Source organism: Rubrivirga sp. (genome assembly GCF_965213695.1).
Classification (GTDB): domain Bacteria; phylum Bacteroidota; class Rhodothermia; order Rhodothermales; family Rubricoccaceae; genus Rubrivirga.
The window spans coordinates 2,845,665-2,862,478 of the sequence record NZ_OZ243912.1 but is presented as its reverse complement, the minus strand read 5'-3'; the positions used below and the strand labels follow the sequence as shown (position 1 = coordinate 2,862,478).

Here is a 16,814-nt window from a genome sequence, read left to right as displayed (position 1 = left end):
CCCTCGTCACAGCTCGAGGTCCTGCCAGGCCACCAGCGCCGGGAACAGCGGGAGGAGGTAGCGCTGGCTCGTGACGAGGTACGGCATCCCGCCGCCGCCCGTGCCCGAGTCGTCGGCGACGTGGCGGCGGACGGTCCGGCGGTGGACGGTCAGGAACGTGCCGTCGGAGGGCGCGTGGAGCGCGTCGTCGGTCGCGACGACGCGGGACAAGATGTGGGCGAGGGCGCTCCGCGGGGCCCGGGCCTGGAGGTAGTAGGCGCCTCGGCGGGCCGCGCCCATCCCGTCGCGGCGGGCGTTCTCGGCCGTGGCCGCCGCCCCGAGATCCGCCCGGAACGTGTCGACGGCGGCCTCGGCGTGCGTCCGGTCCGGCGCGGCGTCGGCGGCGAGCCCGAGCGTGGCCCGGAACCGGTCGACGGCCCGGTCGACGTCGGCGTCGTGGATCCGGCGGACGGCCGGCGGCGGCGGCAGGTCGTCGCCAAGGTGGGGGAGGGCCGCGAGCAGGGCGTGGGCCACCTCGTCCAGGCGGCCGGCGCGGTGGGCCGGCGCCGTCGGCGGGGGCGAGGCCATCTCGGCGCCGGCCTGGAGCACGAGGGGGTCGGCCAGGGCGACGTGGCCGCACGGGGCCCCGGCGTAGTGCCGGCCGTAGGCGTCGCCCGGGAACACGCGGAGGTCCAAGAGCGGCCCCTTCCCGAGCGCCCGCTGGACCAAGCGGAGCTGGGCCGCCTGGAAGCCCGACGACGGCTCGAGGTGGGCGCGGAAGTGGCCGAACTCGACGCGCGAGAACAGGACGTCGTCGGCCGCCCCGGTCCCCATGAGCTCCATGACGGGCGGGAGCAGGCGCCGGGCCGCGTGGCGGAGCCGGTTCGAGGCCGTGATCGCTGGGCGCCACACGGCCGCCGCGTCGGTCTCCTGGTCCACCTCGCCCTCGGCCAGCGCCAGCTCGACGCGCTCGGCCTCGGGCAGCGCCCGCAGCCGCTCGAACGTGGCCGCGATCACGGCCAGGTCGAACGTCATCTGCTTGAACACGACCTCGCACAGCTGGTGGACGACGACGAACGCCCGCTCGTCCGGGACCGACGAGGCCGGCGTCCCGGCGCCGAGGAGCCCGCCCAGCCCGAGGTAGCCGGCGTAGTCCAGTCCGAGCCGCCCGCCCGCCCCGGGCGCGTTGACAATCGGCGTGCCGCCGTCGTCGCGGAGCCGGTTGGCGTCGGGGTCGGCGCGGGTGGCCGGGTCGAGGGCGAAGGCCCACCAGGGGTCGGTCGGCATGGCGGCGGGGGCGGGCCGGTAGAGTAACCCAACCCGAGTCGTGTCTGAACCGGAGGAGATCGTGGGACCGGAGACGGAGGACGGGGGACCGGCTTCCCGGACGAGGACCGGACGGTCTCCCGTTCCCGAGGCCGCCGCAGTATCGGGCACAACGTGGGGCACCCACGCTTAAGGGAGCTCGGCCCGGCTCGATACGGGAGGGGCCGCCCCCGCCTCCGCCGTGACCGAGACGCCCGCCCCGGACCCCACACCGCCCGACGCCCCGCCCGCCGACGCGCTCCGGCGGCTCTACGACGTCGCCCCGCTGATGATGGGCGTCGTCGAAGTCCACGGCTCCGACGTCCTCCAGGTCTCCGACAACGCGACCACGGCCGCCTCCACGGGGACGCCCTCCGAGGCCACGCGCGGGCGCTACTCGAGCGAGCTCGGCGTGCCGCCCGAGACCCTCGACCTGTGGATCCGGCACTACCGAAAGAGCCAGGCAGAGGGGGCGCCGGTCCGGTTCCGCTACGTCGACGGCTCCAGGGACGACGCCAAGTGGCTCGAGGCGACGGTCTCCCACGTCGAGGGCGACTGCTTTACCTACGTCGTCGAGGACGTGACGGGGCGGGTCCGGCAGCAAGAGCGGCTCCGGGCGACGGAGGCCCGGCAGGGCGCGCTGCTCCGCGCGATCCCCGACCTCATCTTCCGGCTCGACCGGGACGGCCGGTACCTCGACGTCCACGCGCCGGACCCGGCCGCGCTCGCGGCGCCGGTCGAGGACCTGCTCGGGCGGACCGTCCGGGACGTTCTCCCGCCGGCCCTCGCTCGCCGGAGCATCCGGGCCGTCGGGCGCGCCGTCCGATCCGGCGGCGTCGAGACGATCGAGTACGGCCTCGAAACGGTCGACGGGGCCGAGCGGACGTTCGAGGCCCGGATCAGCCCGGACGGCGACGAGGTCCTGGTCATCGTCCGCGACGTGACCGAGCAGCACGCGGTCCGCCGGGCGGAGAGCGCGACGGCCGAGCGGCTGCGGACGTTGATCCAGAACCTCCAGGCGGCCGTCCTGGTCGAGGACGAGGCTGGCCGGGTCCTGGTCGCCAACCAGCACCTGTGCGACCTGTTCGGAATCGAGGCCACGCCCGAGGCCCTCGTCGGGCTCGACTGCGACGAGGTGACCCGGGCGACGGCCGCGCACTTTACCGACGCCGAGGTCGCGCTCTGCCGGATCGCCGAGACGCTCGACCGCCGCGAGCGCGTCCTGGCCGAGCGCGTGGACCTGGCCGACGGGCGGATCCTGGAGCGGGACTACGTCCCGATCACGCTCGGCGGCGGCTCGGGCGGCCACCTCTGGCTCTACCGCGACGTCACGGCCCGCGTCGACGCCGAGCGCCAGCTCCGCGAGCGCGAGGCGCGCTACCGCCTGCTCGCCGAGAACACCCGGGACTTGGTCGCGCTCCACGCGCCCGACGGGACCTACGAGTGGGTCAGCCCGTCCGTCGAGGCCCTGCTCGGCTATGGCCCCGCCGACCTGGTCGGGACGGACCCCGCCGACCTCCTCCACCCGACCGACGCCGGGCCCGTCCACCAGCGCCCCGCCGTCGACCGCGCCGACGGGACCGTGAGCGCGCTCCAGCGCGTCCGCCACCGCGACGGCCACTACGTCTGGCTCGAGACGCTGACCCAGCCGATCCTCGGGGCCGACGGCGCCGTGGTCCGGCTTCAGACGGCGTCGCGCGACGTGACCGACCGCCAGGAGATGGAGGATTGCCTGTTCCACCAGGCGTTCTACGACCCGCTCACGCAGTTGCCCAACCGGGCCCTGTTCGGGATCCGCCTGGAGGAGGTCATCGCGAAGGGCGTCCGGGGCGGCGAGTTCGCGCTGCTGTACCTCGACCTCGACCGGTTCAAGGTCGTCAACGACACGCTGGGGCACTCGGCCGGCGACGGGCTCCTCCAGGCCGTCGCCGGGCGGCTCCGCGGGGTCGCCCGGGCCGGCGACACCGTGGCCCGGATCGGCGGGGACGAGTTCGCGCTCCTGATCGACGGGCTCCCGGACGAGCCGTACGCCGAGCACGTGGCCGGCCGAGTCCTGGAGGCCCTCCGTGAGCCCGTCGAGGTCGACGGGCGGCCCCTGTTCGTCGGGGCCTCGGTCGGCGTCGTCGTCGGCCGGGCCGACCACGGGACGCCCGACGCCGTCCTGCGCGAGGCCGACCTCGCGATGTACGAGGCGAAGGAGGCCGGCCGGGGCACGGCGGCCGTCTACGACGAGGCCGTCCACGGCAAGGTGACCGACCGGCTCCGGCTCGAGATGGACCTCCGCCACGCCGTCGCCCGGGACGAGCTGTTCGTGGTGTACCAGCCGCTCGTCCGCCTGAGCGACGGGGCCCTGACCGGGTTCGAGGCGCTCGTCCGGTGGCAGCACCCCGAGCTCGGCCTGCTCGCGCCCGACGCCTTTCTCGGCCCGGCCCGGGACAGCGGACAGCTGACGGCCATCGACCGGTGGGTCCTGGAAGAGGCGTGCCGGACGGCCGCCGCCTGGGTCGCCACGCGCGACCCGGGGTGGCCCCCGCTTCGGGTCAACGTGAACTGCTCCGGCCGGGACCTCCTCACGCCCGGCTACGCCGACGGCGTGCTGGCCCTGCTCGGGGCGCACGGGCTGGGGCCGGACCACGTGGCCTTGGAGATCACCGAGCAGGTCTTGGTCGAGGACCCGGCGGCCATCGTGGCCGAGCTCGGCCGGCTCCAGGCCGGCGGGGTGCGCGTCTCGCTGGACGACTTCGGGACGGGCTACTCGTCGCTCGCCACGCTCCACGCGCTCCCCGTGGACACGGTCAAGGTCGACCGGTCGTTCGTCAGCGAGATGACGGCGCAGGACCGGAGCCGCCAGCTCGTCGAGACGGTCGTCCACCTCGGGCGGATCCTGGACAAGGCCGTCGTGGCCGAGGGGATCGAGGACGTGGGCCAACTCGGCGCGCTCCGGACCGTCGGGTGCGCGTACGGCCAGGGCTACCTGTTCGACCGTCCGCTCCCGGCCGAGCGGGCCGCCGCACTCGCCGTCGCCGAGGCCTGCCCGTGGCACACGCACTGGGCCGTGGCCTGAGCGTGGCTCTGGAACGGCTGCGGCCACCGTCTCCCAAAAAGATGGTGGGCGCGCGCGGAGCCTAGCGGATTCGAACCGCTGACCTCCTCCATGCCACTGCGACGAGAGGAAGTCGGCCCTGGCCGGAATCAGGTCTGGGGAGATCGTATAGGCTGATTGTGGCCGATCTGAGATGAGACGTTGGGCAGGCTTAGGAACGGGTTTGCCCTATTTCGACGACGCCGATCCCTGACTGAGTGCCCGAGTCTTGAGGTAGTACGAGCCGGCCGGGTGGCTCCGCTGAGGCGCCGGCAACGCCTTCTCGGCGAGGCGCGTGCTGATCCCGCCGAGGGTCTTGCCGACGGCGTTCGCTGCTGCTCGACTTGACAGACCTGTCTCTACCAAGTCCCAATCGAGCACTCCTCCGAAGAGAGCGCTGGCACCGATGCCCGTCGCTATCTCGGCGGGGAGGCGAACCTGTGACACGAGGTCGGCCGCCTTGACCATCCATCCCCGATCCATCATGGCGAGGTCGAGGGTGAGGATCACCCGTTTCAGTTCCGTCGTCGCATCGATCTGGGCGATCGGTCGGTCCGGCGCTGCGAGGACGTCAGCGTGGAGCTCTGAGAGGTAACCCCGAAGAGTTTGAAGCGCAGCTTTGTTCGCGGCTACCTCCCTGAACTCGAGGATGTCTTTGATCGGAGCGCCCAATGGAACCGGAATGGATCGGTACAGCTCCACTTCAAGCGCGCGCACATCGCCTGTCTCGTGTGGTTGCGTTGGGCCGTAGTGACCAGGATGAAGGGTAGGGTCTGACTCGAGTGCTTCGAAGCACCCCATTAAAGCTCCGCCGAGAAAATCACTGATCTGGTGGATGGGGAATAACTCGCTACCACCCGGATAGTGTCTGTCGAGCATCCGCGACTGGTGCTCTCCGAACTGGATGTGTCTGAGCACCGTGCTTCCTCGGGGCCCCGTAAGTATGGGGTTGACGACCCTAGGTGGGGGCATCAGTTGGCGAAGCACACCCACTTCCTCGAGCGCGTCAAAGTCACCCTCTGCTTCCTCCGAAGGCCCAAGCGGGAAAGGGACGCCAACACCGTCCCAATACAGCGCGGCATAGCGAAGGATCTCAGGGTCTACAGCGTTGGTCTCCGCTTCGATGTGGAGAGCCCCGTCAATGATGCTCCGTCTCATCACGACGGGGGGGAGGATCAGGAGGTTATTTGGCATGGTGATCGGGATGAGAATCGAACTCGTGAAAGCGACTAGGACGGCTGATGCTATGCGTAGAGGCTCTTGACGGACAAGATCGGGCGCCCGAGCAGCGCGTTGACGTACAGGCTCAGGTCGAACGCCAGCACCTTGGCGACCATCCGGCTCCACACCCCGAGTAGGCTCCGCGCCCGCGTCGTCTCCGCGTTGGACTGGTCGGCCAGCATCCCAAACACCGTCTCGACGATCACTCGCGGCGAGCGCACCCACAGCCGCGATGCTCGGTCCGTGTCCGTCTTGCGTGGCGACGTCTCGACGGCGTGCCCGTACGGCGCGGCCACCGTAGCGAGCAGCTCCCCGCAGTAGTTGTTGTCGCCGAGCACGACGCCGGTCGCCGCCGGCGGCACGGCGGCCAGCATCCCCTCGGCGACAGACCGCTCGCCCTCGTTGGCGGGCGCGAGCGCGAACTCGACGATGGCGCCCGCGTCGGTCACCGTGGTGTGGAGCCGGAAGCCGAAGAACAGGTCGCGCCCGCACGAGCCGAAGTGGTAGGCCGCCTCGGGGATCGACTTCTGTCCGGTCTGGCTGCGGACGACCTTCGTGGTCTCGACCGGCGCCGAGTCGACGGCGAGCCAGCCGGCCACGCGGGCGTACTCGTCGGCCAGGTGCGCGAAGAGCGCCTGTTGCACGCCGACGAGCGCTTTCCGGCGGCGGTGGTAGCGGCTCGTCGAGAGCAGGCCGGGGAAGAGCTCCGGGTAGTCGCGGCGGATCTGCCGGATGAAGCTGGTCTCGGAGTCGTTGGAGCGGGCCTCCTGCAAGACCGAGAGCGTGATGACCTCGGCGTCGGAGAGCTTCTGGCGGTGGTGGCCCGGCCGAAGGCGGACGGTGTCCGGGACGACCTGGCGGTAGAGGTCGTCGATGAGGCAGAAGAGCACGAGCGCGAGGTCGGCGGTCGAGAGCTCTGGCGCGAGGTCGAGCGGGGTAGCTTGCGGGGTGACGGCCGTCATGGCAGCGGGCGCGGGGCGCCGGTGAGGTAGCGTGGTTGCCACTTCAACCGGAGGTGCCGCGTCCGCTGTTTCGGCCATCGAGTCATAGCATCAGCCGTACTAGGGCAGGCGAGACCCCTTCGCTTCTACGTCTCGGATGGCAGGGTGAAGGATGTCTCGGCCCCCTCCCCGAACACCCGATCGACGTGTGACGCCCCGCGCGCCGGGTCGTAGTGGCCGTAGTGCCGCTCGATCATCCGGAGGCTCGTCCCCATCAGCCGAGCGAGGTCGAGGAGCGGCACGCCGGCCGCCGCCATCCGGGTGCCGTAGGCGTGGCGGAGCGCGTAGGCCGTGACCGTCTTGTTCACCCGGGCCCTCTCGGCCAGCGTCTGGAGCCGTTTCGTGAGGACGCGCTTGCGCGTGGGCCGTCGGTCGGGGTCATAGACGACCCACTGCCAGTTCCCGCGCGGCACCTTCTTGCCGTCCACGACGCGGTAGCTCCGCTCGGCCCGGGTCCCGTCGGGGAGCTCAGCGCGGTAGGAGTTCGCCTTGCTCACGCCGATTCGGCCCCGTCCTCCTCGTCCCACCAGTCCGGGAGCGGGAGCGTCGGGTAGTGCGGCTCGGGCTCCTCGCCCGCCGCGATCTGGGCGCGGCGCCGGTCCATGAGCGCCCGCCAGTCGCAGAGGGTCGTCTCCGACTCTGTGATCGGCCCTTCCCGGAGCACGCCCATTGGGCTCAGGTCTAGGTTGAGCGCGGGCCAGTGGAGCCCGAGCGGGTCGGTCTCGATCTCCGCCCGCTCCTCCGCCGTCGCGTAGGCGAGCCGGGGGTGCCAGTCGGGCGGGACGATGACGACGCGCCCGTCGGTGAACCCGACGGCGACCCCTGAACCGACGGCGTGGGCGAACGCGATTTCGAGCGTAGGCGCCGCCTCAGGCGGGGCCGGGGCCAGGTCGGGTGTTCCAGGCATGGAGGAGGGGGACGCGGTGCCGGACGACGAGCCGCGTGATCTTGCGGATCTCGGCGTCGGAGAACCGGCGGTTCCAGGCGACGGAGACGGGCGAGAGCCAGAGCTTGGCCTTGTCGCGGTCGCGCTGGACGTGGATGTGGGCGGGCTCGTCGGCCTCGCCCTCAAAAAAGTAGAAGCGATAAGGGCCGAGACGGAGGACGGTGGACACGAGCTACGGTTCGTCGCCTTTCTGGCGCTCGCAGCAGGCGACGAGCTTGACATCGTTGTAGACGACCTGGTCGGCCTCTCTCGCAAGGACGGCGCCGGGGACGGGAGGGCACAAGGGGAAAGTAGAACCCATAAAACGAAACCGGCCCCCACGATGAGGGCCGGTTCTCGGGGTGTGGAGCCTAGCGGATTCGAACCGCTGACCTCCTCAATGCCATTGAGATCTGGATCGACATGCTGGACGCTGGTTCGGCTCGGAAGTGTCCGTTTGGGGCGATTCGGAGCCGACCGAAATGCAGCGAGGCGCACCGTTCCGCATGGTCTTGCCGTACATGTGCCGTACTTCTGGTGTGGTCACCCCGCGCTAGCCTCCTCCATCTGGGTGCTGGGTTGGGCGGGGGAAGGGGGCGCCCCCGTGGCCGAGGACGAGCCGAACACCCGCTCCACGTCGTCCGCACCGCCCTCCGACGAGAGGTGCGCGTAGTGCTTCTCGATCATCCGGGCGCTCGATCCCATCAGCTTGGCCAGCCGCAGGAGCGGGACGCCGGCCGAGGCCATGCGAGTCCCGTAGGCGTGGCGGAGCGAGTAGGCCGTCACGTTCTTGCTCACCTTCGCCCGCTCGGCCAGCGTCTGGAGCCGCTTGGTGAGGTAGTCCACGGCGACCGGCCCGCCCTTCGCGCCGGTGAACACGAACCCGTCGGCCTCGGTCGTCCGTTCGGCGTGGAGCCTGCGGAGCACGTCGAGCGCCGCCCCGCGCACCGGGACCGTGCGGCGGCTCCCGGCCGTCTTGACGCGGTGGCCCCGGCCGACCTCGACCGTCCCCTCGGCGAGGCGGACGGCGCCCCACTTGAGGTTCTTCTGCTCTCCCGGGCGGAGGCCCGTCCCGACGCCGAACGTCACCCAGTCGGACACCCACCCGCCGCCGTCGCCGCTCAGGATGGCGGCGGCCGTCGCCTCCTTCACGATGGCATCGGCCTCGGCTTCGGTCACGTGGTCCCGCCGCGCACCCGTCATCTTAGGGAGCCGGACACCCTCAGCCGGGTTGGCCTGGACGTGGCCGCGCTCGACGGCCCACGAGAAGAAGTGCTGGACGCTCGCGCGCCGCCGCTTCTTCGTCTCCGGGCTCGCCTCGGGACCGGGCCCACGACGCTTGCCGTCGGCGCCCTTCGGCGGGCGCTTGCGGACGTTCACGATGGCCTCGACGTGCGACCGATCGACGTGGGAGGCGAGGGCGCCAGCCGGGAGCTTGTCCGCCAGCTTGGCGAGATACCGGCCGTCCTCGGAAACCGTCGTCAGCGCCGCCGTGCGAGCCTTCTCGGTGAGGTAGAGCCGGGTCGCCTCCGCCAGCGAGATCCCCCCACCCGCGCCGCCGTCGGCCCAGGGGTCGAACGTGCCCAGGCTCCGCCGCTGCGCGTGGTCGAGCGCCTTCCGCATGGCCGCACCCTTGTCCTGCGTGCGGAGGTTGACGCGCTTGCGCGTGGGCCGTCGGTCGGGGTCGTAGACGACCCACTGCCAGTTCCCGCGCGGCACCTTCTTGCCGTCCACGACGCGGTAGCTCCGCTCGATCCGGGTCCCGTCGGGGAGCTCGGCGCGGTAGGGGTTCGCTTTGCTCACTCCTCCTCGTCGTCCTCGTCCCACCAGTCGGGGAGCGGGAGGTGAGGGGCGAACGGCTCAGGCTCCTCGCCCGCCGCGAGCTGTGCCCGGCGCCGGTCCACGAGCGCGCCCCACGCGGCCAGGCTCTCAGCCGTCTCCACGGACCGCCGGCCGTCCAGAAGGCCCCGGACGCTGATGTCCACGTCGAGGTCGTGCCAGTGGAGGCCGCCCCACGTGAGGTGGACGGCCGCCCGCTCCTCGTCCGTCCCGTACGCAAGTCGGGGGTACCAGTCGAGCGGGGCGATGACGATCCGGCCGTCGGAGAGCGAGACGGTGAGGACCGAGGCGTTGACGAAGGCCGAGACGGGCTCGGGCTCGGTCGGGGCCGTCCGGTCGCCGTCAGGCAGAGCCGGGGCCGGGGCGGTTGTTCCAGGCATCGGTGAAGGTCCGGGCGTGTTTGCGGACGAGCCGGGTCAGCTTTCGGAGCTCGGGCTCGTTGAACCGGCGGTTGTAGGCGACGGCGACCGGGTCGAGCCAGAACTTGGCCTCGTCGCGGTCACGGCTGACGTGAACGTGGGGCGGCTCGTCGGCCTCCCCCTCGTAGAAGTAGAAGCGGTAGGGGCCGATGGTGTCGATGAGCCCCACGGCTAGGCGGGGCCGCCGTCGGCTTCGGCGCGCTGGCGGTAGGCGGCGTGCGCCCGGCCGCCCGTCTCGGGGACGGTGTAGGTGGCGAGCGCGTCGTCGTCGTGGACGATCCAGACGCGGCCGACCTTCTGACCGTTGAGGTCGCCGCGCTTGACCGCGTTGATGATCGCCTGCGGAGTGCAGCCCAGTCGGTCGGCGGCCTCGGTGGTGGGGATGACGCTGGGCACGGGGGAGTGAGTGCGGGACGGAGAGAAGGTAGGACAGGTGTTGCGTCAACGCAACAGGGGGCGTAGGTTCTCGACCACCACGCTCCTGCCACGACGTGATGACTGCACCGCCCTCCGAGTCCGACGCCGCCGAGGTGGATCGGTGGGCGTTCAGCGTTGGTTACTCGACTGCCAACGGGCGCGAGATCGAACCGACTCCGGCGGTCCTCGAGGACTACGCAGAGGCCAGGGGGTACAAGGTGACTGGGAACGCTCGCCCGACCCGCGCAAGGCTCGCCTACTACTGTTGGGCCACGTGGAGCAGCGGGGCAACTGGACAGCAGGGGCTACCCCCTGAGTCCGTCCTGTTCTGCGGTCGAGCTCTCCGATTTGATCCCGCGTTCGGCTACGCCTCTGGGTACGTCAGTGGCACTGAGGCGCCCCCTGCGTACCTGTACGGCGTTCGCGCCGACGTGGGGAGCGCGGGGCACGGTAGCGAGCCGTACCGCGAACTCGCAGCGGAGGTGACGCGCCCGGACGGAGGGGTCAGCCTGTCCGGCCGTGCCCTCCTCGTCAGCTTATCCGACGACCTTCGTACCACCCTCCAACGAGGCGTTGACGAGCTCGCACTCGCCACCGCTGGAGCCCTCCCTGACGCTGGCCTCGATGGCTGGATGAGGGCGGTGCACGCTGAGGTCTACAAGTCCCCTGACCCAGGCCGACGACGCCGGCACCGCGCTGAAGGCGACGCACGCGCTCGTCCAGGCGTGCGGGGCCTACGTGAAGGTGGTCGAGGTCGGCGAGCTGGAAGCCCGGCTGACGGACCTCGAAGCTTCGACCCTTACCGCCGAGGCGGCGTAGCCCAGACTCCCATGAACCTGCACGCCCGACTGAAGAAGCTGGAGGGGACCCGCCCGACGGGGTACGTGGTCGACTCCGCCGAGGACCGTGAGGCCGTCGGGGTCCTGCTCAACTGCGCGGTGATCTGCGGGCTGGACCCGGGCGACTGGCGCGGCCCCGACCCGACCCGGCCCCCAGGTCCGTCGTACAGTACCCTGCTGGCAGAGGGACGCGTGACCGAGACGGACGACTACGTTGCCTCGCTCTGGGAAGCCGAAGAGGAGCGGGCGGCCAGCCGACTCGACGCCGAGGTGGAGAGCTGGCGCTCGGCCCTGCCGCACTCGCCGCGCCGTGCGTTCTACCGAGCGAACTGGCTCCGGGGACTCGTCGCCGAGCCCGTGCCGGAGGACTACGGCCGGCACCGGCCTAGCTTCGACCGACCGTTCGCTCTGGCCGACCGGCCCTCGCTGGTCACGGTGGCGAAGCGTCATGGCGGGGCACACGAGGCCGCCACGTGGGCCGACGATTTCGAGAGAGAGCACCCTGAGGATGCCGCCTACATCCTCTCGCGGACGGACCGACACCCCAGGCCATGACGTCGTTCACCTCGCTCCCGCCAACCGTCGTCCACGTGCTCGACCGACTGCCCGACCCGCCCGCGACGTTCACGGCATCCGACGTGCTCGACGCGCTCGCCGAGGTCCGCGCGCTCGGCGTGGCCGGGGCCGACGGCCTCGACGTGGGTGCCGTACTCGACGCACTGACGGCCGCCGAGGTCGTCGTCGGGCGCTCGGGCGTCTACGTGGTCCGAGCCGAAGCCCGGCCGTTCTGAGGAGCCTCTGACGGTGCGGTGCGTAGACTGAACCCCGCTCCCCCGAGGGGACGAGTAAAGTGTAGGCCCCTCGGGTGTAGGTCCGGTGCTGTCGCCAAACTCGCCGGGTTCATCGGGAACCGCCTGACGGCCATGCGGGCGCCGGCTCTCGGGGCCGGAACGTTTCGGACGTGAAGCTCGCGGGGCCGTCGGGCAGTGGGCGGGGTGTCCTGGCAAGTAATGTTCTCGTCAGGACAAAAACCGTCGGCTGCACTCCCGGCCGAGGGCACCGGGAGCGCCGACCGAGTGGCCTCAGAACAGGTCGGCGAGGAGCGCCTGAAGCTCGGCCGCCGTCTCCGGCCGCCCTTGTTGCTCCGCCTCGGCGCGCGCCGCCCGCCAGTCGAGCGCGGCGGCCCCGACCTCGAAGGCGACGTTGACCCCGCGCGTCTTGCGCTTCACGTCGCCGCCCGGCGTCACGTACGGGTCTCCACCCGTGACCGCGATCACTGCGAGCCGGACCGGCCGGCTCTGCCGGAGCACCGGGAGCCACGTCTGCGCGTGCTTCGGCTGGACGTCGCCAAGGCGGAGGCCGAGTGCGTAGACCGTCGGCCCGTCGTGCTCGGTGAGGACCCATCCACCCCGCGCGTCGAGGCGAGCGCCGACGGCTGCGGCGGCATCCTGGTACGACGACGTGCCGGTGAGCTTCGACGGGACGGCGAGGCTGGCGAGGTCGTGCGAGGCCGAGAAAACGAGGGCGTCGGCAGCCTTGCGGGCCACGTCGAGCCGGGCCCCGGTGGCGCGGGCGCACTCGGCCCACGCGACGGCCTGCTCACGGAGGGCCGGGAGCGGGCACCGGCGAACACGCGCGTGGACCCCCCGGAGCGCGGCCGATAGACAAACCCGGTAGCTCTCAGACGGGTAGCGCTGGCGGAGCGCACGGGCCGAGGCGTGGGCCTCGTGCATGGTGAGGGCGCGGACGGAGTTGGCGAGGGTGGCTCGGGTCGTGGTCATGGGAGGGTGCCCGGTGGGCGGTGAGGTTGGATCGGGCCGCGAGCTGGCCCGGCGGCGGGGGGGTGCGTCCCCCATCTAGAGCTTTCACGTTATACGTGAATTTTAGTTCCGTCCTGGCTCAGGTATTTTCACGAATGACGGGAACGAATGTTCACGTGCTCCGTTAAGTCCGTCGATCCTCAGAGTCCTGCCCAATGTCCCCGTCCTCTCCGCTCCGCGCCGGCCGGCTCGTCACCGAGACCGAGCTCGCCGAGGCCGCTGCCGCTGCGCTCGACGCTGCCGGGGTCTCGCAGTCGGAGGCCGCGCGGCGGATCGGGAAGAACCCGAGCGCCGTCACGATGGCGCTGGACCCGGCGAAGTACCCGGACCGCGGCCACGCCGTGCGTCGGGCGCTCGTCCGGGAGTTCGGGGGCTACGACCTCGACGGGCCGCTCTACCGGCTCCGCAAGGCCGAGGGCTGAACGGATCGCGGCCGGGGAGCAACGCAACTGCCCGCCCGGCCGCTCGCAGTCACCTTCCAACCTCAAGCCGCAAGGCCACTGCTATGCCCAACGTACTCACCTCCCCCGCCGCCGGCCTCAACGTGCCCTCGCGCCCCATCGCTGCCGCCGTGCCCTCCACGTCTGCCCCGGAGCCGCCCCACATGGTCGAGGCCGGCCATGCGCTCGACGCCGCTGCCCGCGCGCTGCTCGACGCTGCGAAGGCGTACGACGCCGCCGTCACCGACGACGACGGTGCCCGAGCGTTCCCGCTCGACGTCGATCACGCGCTCGTCGCGCTGGCGGGCGCCGTCGCCACGGACCGGGGCGACCTCGCCCTCGTCGCAGGGCGGTACCGGACGGGCGGCCGTCCCGTTCACGTCCCGACCGGGCGCCAGATCGAGGCCGACCCCGACGCGCTCGCGGTCCACGTCGTCGGCGACGCCGACGCGCGCGGGCCGAACCTCCGGCTCCCGGTGGACCCCGACGCCCTCGCGCTTGGGCCGGTCGGGCTCCGCGACCGCCCACTCGACTGCGACCTCTGCGCGGCCGGCGAGCTCCGGCACGGGCCGTTCGCCGAGCTCGTCGCCGTCGTAGCGCTCGGCCGTCTCGACCTCCCGCTCGCGCTCGACGCGGAACTCGAAGCGGCGCCGACGGCCTGACGGGGGACACCTCTCGGGGCGCACCGAGGGGCATGTCAGCGCGTCAGTTTGCCGTACATGTGCCGTACTCGGTCCCGAGACGGGCGTATGGTACGCGACGGCCAGAATCGAAAAACCGGCCCTCCCGCTGTTGGGAAGGCCGGTTCTCGGGGTGTGGAGCCTAGCGGATTCGAACCGCTGACCTCCTCAATGCCATTGAGGCGCTCTACCAACTGAGCTAAGGCCCCGACAGGTCGCCGCAATCGCTGCGACGGGCGGCCAAGATAGGGGGGGCGTCTCCGGCCGGTCAATGGAGCGGACGCGAAGATGCCGGACGCCGCGTCGCCACCCGCTACCGAGGCCCCTAGCTTCAGACGTCTCCCCCCGAGCCCCGTGCCCGACCGCCCGATCCACGTCGCCAAGTTCGGCGGCACCTCCGTCGGGACGCCCGACCGCGTCCGGCGCGTCGTCGCGCTGGCGACCGGGGACGAGACGGCGGGCTCGCGCCGCGTCGTGGTCTCGTCCGCGTTCGGGGGCGTGACCGACCGGTTGCTGGCGGCCATCGAGGCGGCCGTCGGGCGGACCGGCGAGCACCGGGCGATCCTGGCCGAGGTGCGCGAGCGGCACGACGGGGCGGTCTCCGCGCTGGCGGACCCGGACGAGCGGGACGCGCTCCGGGCCCGGCTCGGCGCCCTCTTTTCCGAGGTCGGCGAGCTGCTCTACGGCGTCTACCTCCTGCGCCAGTGCGACGCCCGGTTCCGCGACGCCATCGTGTCGGCGGGCGAGCGGGCGTCGGTGCCGGTCGTGGCCGCCGCGTTCCGGGCCGCCGGCCACGACGCGGTGGCCCTCGACGCCGTGTCGTTCGTCCGCACCGACGACGCCTTCGGCGAGGCCGCCGTCGACCCAGAGGAGACGAGGCGGCTGACGCGGGCGGCCCTGGCCGAGGTCCCGCCCGACGCCGTCGCCGTCGTGACCGGGTTCGTGGCCTCGACCGCCGACGGCGTCACGACGACGCTGGGCCGCTCGGGGAGCGACTACACGGCGACGATCCTGGCCGGCGCGCTCGACGCCGCCGAGTGCGTGATCTGGACCGACGTCGACGGCGTGCTCTCGGCCGACCCGCGCGTGGTGCCCGAGGCGTTCTCGCTGCCGCGCCTGAGCTACCAGGAGGCCGCCGAGCTGGCCCACTTCGGGGCCAAGGTGCTCCACCCCCGGACCATGCGGCCGCTCGTCCGGGCCGGCATCCCGCTCCGGATCAAGAACACGCTGCGGCCCGAGGCGCCGGGGACGGAGATCGGGCCGCCCGAGCCCGGCGTGGCGCCGGCAATCCGGGCTGTGACCGCCATCCGCGACGCCGTGCTGATCCGGGTCGAGGGCGTGTCGGTGCTGGAGGTGCCGGAGCTGGCGCGGCGCCTGTTCGGGCCGCTCGCCGACGCCGGCGTGCCGGTCTCCCTCGTGGCCCAGGCCTCGGCCGAAGGCAGCATCGGGCTGGCCGTCCGCCAGGCCGACGCCGACGCGGCGGTCCGCCTGCTGGAGCGGGCCCTCGCGCGCGAGCTCGAGCGGGGCGACCTCCGCGCGATCCGGGCCGAGCCGGGCGGCGCCGTCGTGGCCGCCGTCGGCTCAGGAATGCACCAGGCGGCGGGGCTGGCCGGCCGCTTTTTCGCGACGCTCGCGCGCGCTCACGTCAACGTTCGCGCGGTCGCCCAGGGCGGGGGCGACCACACGATCTCGGCCGTCGTCGCCGACGCCGAGGCGGCGCTCGCGGTCGGCGCGCTCCACGAGGCGTTCGCGATGCGGCGCCTGCGGGCCCACGTCGTCGTGGTCGGGGCGGGGACGCTGGGGCGCCGGTTGCTCGCGCTCCTCGACGCCCAGCGGGCCGGGCTGCTCGACGCGGGGCTGAACCTGGTCCTCGTCGGCGTCGCCGACAGCCGCCGGCTCGTGTGGGGCCCGGCCGGCCTCGACCCGGTCACGGCCGCCGACCGGCTCGACGAGGGCGTGCCGACGGATCTCGACGCGCTCTCGGCCCGGATCGTCGGCGCCCGCCTGGAGCGGCTGGTCGTCGTCGACGCCACGCCGAGCGCGTCCGTCGCCGCCCGCCACGCCGGCTGGCTCCGGGCCGGCGTCGCCGTGGTCACGCCGAACAAGGAGGCGACGGGGCGGTCGGCCGCCGCGTGGACCGAGACGCATCGGGCGGCGCGCGCGGGCGAGGCGCCCTACCTCTACGAGTCGTCGGTCGGCGCCGGGCTCGGCATCGTCGGCCGGCTCCGCGACCTGGTGCGCACCGGCGACCGCGTGCGCGAGATCGAGGGCGTGCTCTCGGGGACGCTGTCGTTCGTGATGAACCGGATGCGCGCGGGGGCCGCGTTCTCCGACGCCGTCCGTGCCGCGCGCGACGCGGGCCTGACCGAGCCCGACGTCCGCGACGACCTGTCGGGCCGCGACGTGGCCCGCAAGCTGGCGCTGCTCGCCCGCGAGGTCGGCCCCGGAGGGGAGGGGCTGGCGGGCGAGGTCAGCGCGGCCACCGTGGCCGTCGAGAGCCTGGTCCCGCCGGCCTTGGAGGACGTCGGGCTCGACACGTTCTGGGAGCGGCTGCCCCAGGCGGACGCCGGCTGGCGCCAGCGCCTCGACGACGCCGCCGACCCGCTCCAGTACGTCGCCCGGCTCGGCGCCGACGGGACGATCCGGGCCGGCGTCGAGGCCGTCCGCGCGGAGCCCGGCGCGCTGCTGGCCGGCCTGCGAGGCTCCGAGATCGCCGTCGTCGTCCGGACCGAGCGGACCGGCGACCACCCCATCTTTTTCCAGGGCCCCGGCGCCAGCGCCGACGTCACGGCCGCCGTCGTTCTGGCCGACGTCGTCCGCGCGGCCGAGGCGATGCGGTAGCGGACC

The 16,814-nt window shown here is 72.5% G+C and carries 17 protein-coding genes and 1 tRNA gene; 6 read left to right on the top strand and 12 right to left on the bottom strand.

From position 1 onward, the window contains the following. Positions 1 to 6 precede the first annotated feature (6 nt). Entirely contained in the window at positions 7 to 1,266 is a 1,260-nt protein-coding gene (locus ACOOHE_RS12735) for a hypothetical protein (RefSeq protein WP_420454459.1), read from the bottom strand. Positions 1,267 to 1,486: 220 nt separating this feature from the next. On the opposite strand from ACOOHE_RS12735, the gene ACOOHE_RS12730 reads away from it, so the two are divergent. Continuing rightward, a complete protein-coding gene (locus tag ACOOHE_RS12730; RefSeq protein WP_420454458.1) occupies positions 1,487 to 4,348 on the top strand; it encodes an EAL domain-containing protein in 2,862 nt (953 codons plus the stop codon). A gap of 207 nt (positions 4,349 to 4,555) precedes the next feature. On the opposite strand, the gene ACOOHE_RS12725 is transcribed toward ACOOHE_RS12730, so the two are convergent. From ACOOHE_RS12725 to ACOOHE_RS12685, 9 genes are all read right to left on the bottom strand, one after another. Beyond that, positions 4,556 to 5,560, bottom strand: coding sequence for a DUF6236 family protein (locus ACOOHE_RS12725; protein WP_420454457.1), 1,005 nt, complete (start codon positions 5,558 to 5,560; stop codon positions 4,556 to 4,558). A 50-nt stretch (positions 5,561 to 5,610) separates the two neighbouring features. Next, entirely contained in the window at positions 5,611 to 6,549 is a 939-nt protein-coding gene (locus ACOOHE_RS12720; RefSeq protein ID WP_420454456.1) for an IS982 family transposase, read from the bottom strand. 125 nt (positions 6,550 to 6,674) lie between these two features. Beyond that, on the bottom strand, positions 6,675 to 7,085 hold the full coding sequence (locus ACOOHE_RS12715) for a tyrosine-type recombinase/integrase (protein WP_420454455.1): 411 nt from the start codon (positions 7,083 to 7,085) through the stop codon (positions 6,675 to 6,677). Continuing rightward, positions 7,082 to 7,495 carry a DUF2442 domain-containing protein gene (locus ACOOHE_RS12710; RefSeq protein ID WP_420454454.1) on the bottom strand — a complete coding sequence of 138 codons (414 nt, stop codon included), beginning with the start codon at positions 7,493 to 7,495 and terminating at the stop codon, positions 7,082 to 7,084. The genes ACOOHE_RS12715 and ACOOHE_RS12710 overlap by 4 nt, the downstream gene beginning before the upstream one ends. Next, positions 7,458 to 7,703: a DUF4160 domain-containing protein gene (locus ACOOHE_RS12705; RefSeq protein ID WP_420454453.1), complete on the bottom strand. Its 246-nt coding sequence runs from the start codon at positions 7,701 to 7,703 to the stop codon at positions 7,458 to 7,460. The genes ACOOHE_RS12710 and ACOOHE_RS12705 overlap by 38 nt, the downstream gene beginning before the upstream one ends. Before the next feature lie 353 nt (positions 7,704 to 8,056). Continuing rightward, the gene (locus ACOOHE_RS12700; RefSeq protein WP_420454452.1) at positions 8,057 to 9,316 is read right to left on the bottom strand and encodes a tyrosine-type recombinase/integrase; all 1,260 of its coding nucleotides are present in this window, start codon (positions 9,314 to 9,316) and stop codon (positions 8,057 to 8,059) included. Next, positions 9,313 to 9,732, bottom strand: a complete 420-nt coding sequence (locus tag ACOOHE_RS12695) for a DUF2442 domain-containing protein (RefSeq protein ID WP_420454451.1) — start codon at positions 9,730 to 9,732, stop codon at positions 9,313 to 9,315. The genes ACOOHE_RS12700 and ACOOHE_RS12695 overlap by 4 nt, the downstream gene beginning before the upstream one ends. Beyond that, entirely contained in the window at positions 9,695 to 9,940 is a 246-nt protein-coding gene (locus tag ACOOHE_RS12690) for a DUF4160 domain-containing protein (protein ID WP_420454450.1), read from the bottom strand. The genes ACOOHE_RS12695 and ACOOHE_RS12690 overlap by 38 nt, the downstream gene beginning before the upstream one ends. A gap of 2 nt (positions 9,941 to 9,942) precedes the next feature. Then, positions 9,943 to 10,167: a helix-turn-helix domain-containing protein gene (locus ACOOHE_RS12685; protein ID WP_420454449.1), complete on the bottom strand. Its 225-nt coding sequence runs from the start codon at positions 10,165 to 10,167 to the stop codon at positions 9,943 to 9,945. Positions 10,168 to 11,018: 851 nt separating this feature from the next. Between ACOOHE_RS12685 and ACOOHE_RS12680 the strand changes: the two genes are divergently transcribed. Both ACOOHE_RS12680 and ACOOHE_RS12675 read left to right on the top strand, forming a co-directional pair. Beyond that, positions 11,019 to 11,582, top strand: a complete 564-nt coding sequence (locus tag ACOOHE_RS12680) for a hypothetical protein (RefSeq protein ID WP_420454448.1) — start codon at positions 11,019 to 11,021, stop codon at positions 11,580 to 11,582. After that, a complete protein-coding gene (locus tag ACOOHE_RS12675; RefSeq protein WP_420454447.1) occupies positions 11,579 to 11,818 on the top strand; it encodes a hypothetical protein in 240 nt (79 codons plus the stop codon). The genes ACOOHE_RS12680 and ACOOHE_RS12675 overlap by 4 nt, the downstream gene beginning before the upstream one ends. A 291-nt stretch (positions 11,819 to 12,109) precedes the next feature. Here the strand turns inward: ACOOHE_RS12675 and ACOOHE_RS12670 are convergent, their stop codons facing one another. Continuing rightward, the gene (locus ACOOHE_RS12670; RefSeq protein WP_420454446.1) at positions 12,110 to 12,808 is read right to left on the bottom strand and encodes a hypothetical protein; all 699 of its coding nucleotides are present in this window, start codon (positions 12,806 to 12,808) and stop codon (positions 12,110 to 12,112) included. Between the two features lie 194 nt (positions 12,809 to 13,002). Between ACOOHE_RS12670 and ACOOHE_RS12665 the strand changes: the two genes are divergently transcribed. Both ACOOHE_RS12665 and ACOOHE_RS12660 read left to right on the top strand, forming a co-directional pair. Next, positions 13,003 to 13,269: a hypothetical protein gene (locus ACOOHE_RS12665; RefSeq protein WP_420454445.1), complete on the top strand. Its 267-nt coding sequence runs from the start codon at positions 13,003 to 13,005 to the stop codon at positions 13,267 to 13,269. Between the two features lie 83 nt (positions 13,270 to 13,352). Continuing rightward, a complete protein-coding gene (locus tag ACOOHE_RS12660) occupies positions 13,353 to 13,949 on the top strand; it encodes a hypothetical protein (protein ID WP_420454444.1) in 597 nt (198 codons plus the stop codon). A 154-nt stretch (positions 13,950 to 14,103) separates the two neighbouring features. On the opposite strand, the gene ACOOHE_RS12655 is transcribed toward ACOOHE_RS12660, so the two are convergent. Then, positions 14,104 to 14,176: transfer RNA gene (locus ACOOHE_RS12655), tRNA-Ala, on the bottom strand. 145 nt (positions 14,177 to 14,321) lie between these two features. On the opposite strand from ACOOHE_RS12655, the gene thrA reads away from it, so the two are divergent. Beyond that, complete coding sequence (gene thrA / locus ACOOHE_RS12650; protein WP_420454443.1) at positions 14,322 to 16,808, top strand: bifunctional aspartate kinase/homoserine dehydrogenase I; 2,487 nt, start codon at positions 14,322 to 14,324, stop codon at positions 16,806 to 16,808. The last annotated feature ends 6 nt before the right edge of the window (positions 16,809 to 16,814 follow it).

Excerpts from the sequence above, each read along its gene's own strand:
- ACOOHE_RS12735 (WP_420454459.1), bottom strand. The coding sequence starts at position 1,266 with ATGCCGACCGACCCCTGGTGGGCCTTCGCCCTCGACCCGGCCACCCGC.
- ACOOHE_RS12660 (WP_420454444.1), top strand. The coding sequence starts at position 13,353 with ATGCCCAACGTACTCACCTCCCCCGCCGCCGGCCTCAACGTGCCCTCG.
- ACOOHE_RS12695 (WP_420454451.1), bottom strand. The coding sequence starts at position 9,732 with ATGCCTGGAACAACCGCCCCGGCCCCGGCTCTGCCTGACGGCGACCGG.
- ACOOHE_RS12725 (WP_420454457.1), bottom strand. The coding sequence starts at position 5,560 with ATGCCAAATAACCTCCTGATCCTCCCCCCCGTCGTGATGAGACGGAGC.
- ACOOHE_RS12675 (WP_420454447.1), top strand. The coding sequence starts at position 11,579 with ATGACGTCGTTCACCTCGCTCCCGCCAACCGTCGTCCACGTGCTCGAC.
- ACOOHE_RS12665 (WP_420454445.1), top strand. The coding sequence starts at position 13,003 with ATGTCCCCGTCCTCTCCGCTCCGCGCCGGCCGGCTCGTCACCGAGACC.
- ACOOHE_RS12670 (WP_420454446.1), bottom strand. The coding sequence starts at position 12,808 with ATGACCACGACCCGAGCCACCCTCGCCAACTCCGTCCGCGCCCTCACC.
- ACOOHE_RS12720 (WP_420454456.1), bottom strand. The coding sequence starts at position 6,549 with ATGACGGCCGTCACCCCGCAAGCTACCCCGCTCGACCTCGCGCCAGAG.
- ACOOHE_RS12680 (WP_420454448.1), top strand. The coding sequence starts at position 11,019 with ATGAACCTGCACGCCCGACTGAAGAAGCTGGAGGGGACCCGCCCGACG.
- ACOOHE_RS12710 (WP_420454454.1), bottom strand. The coding sequence starts at position 7,495 with ATGCCTGGAACACCCGACCTGGCCCCGGCCCCGCCTGAGGCGGCGCCT.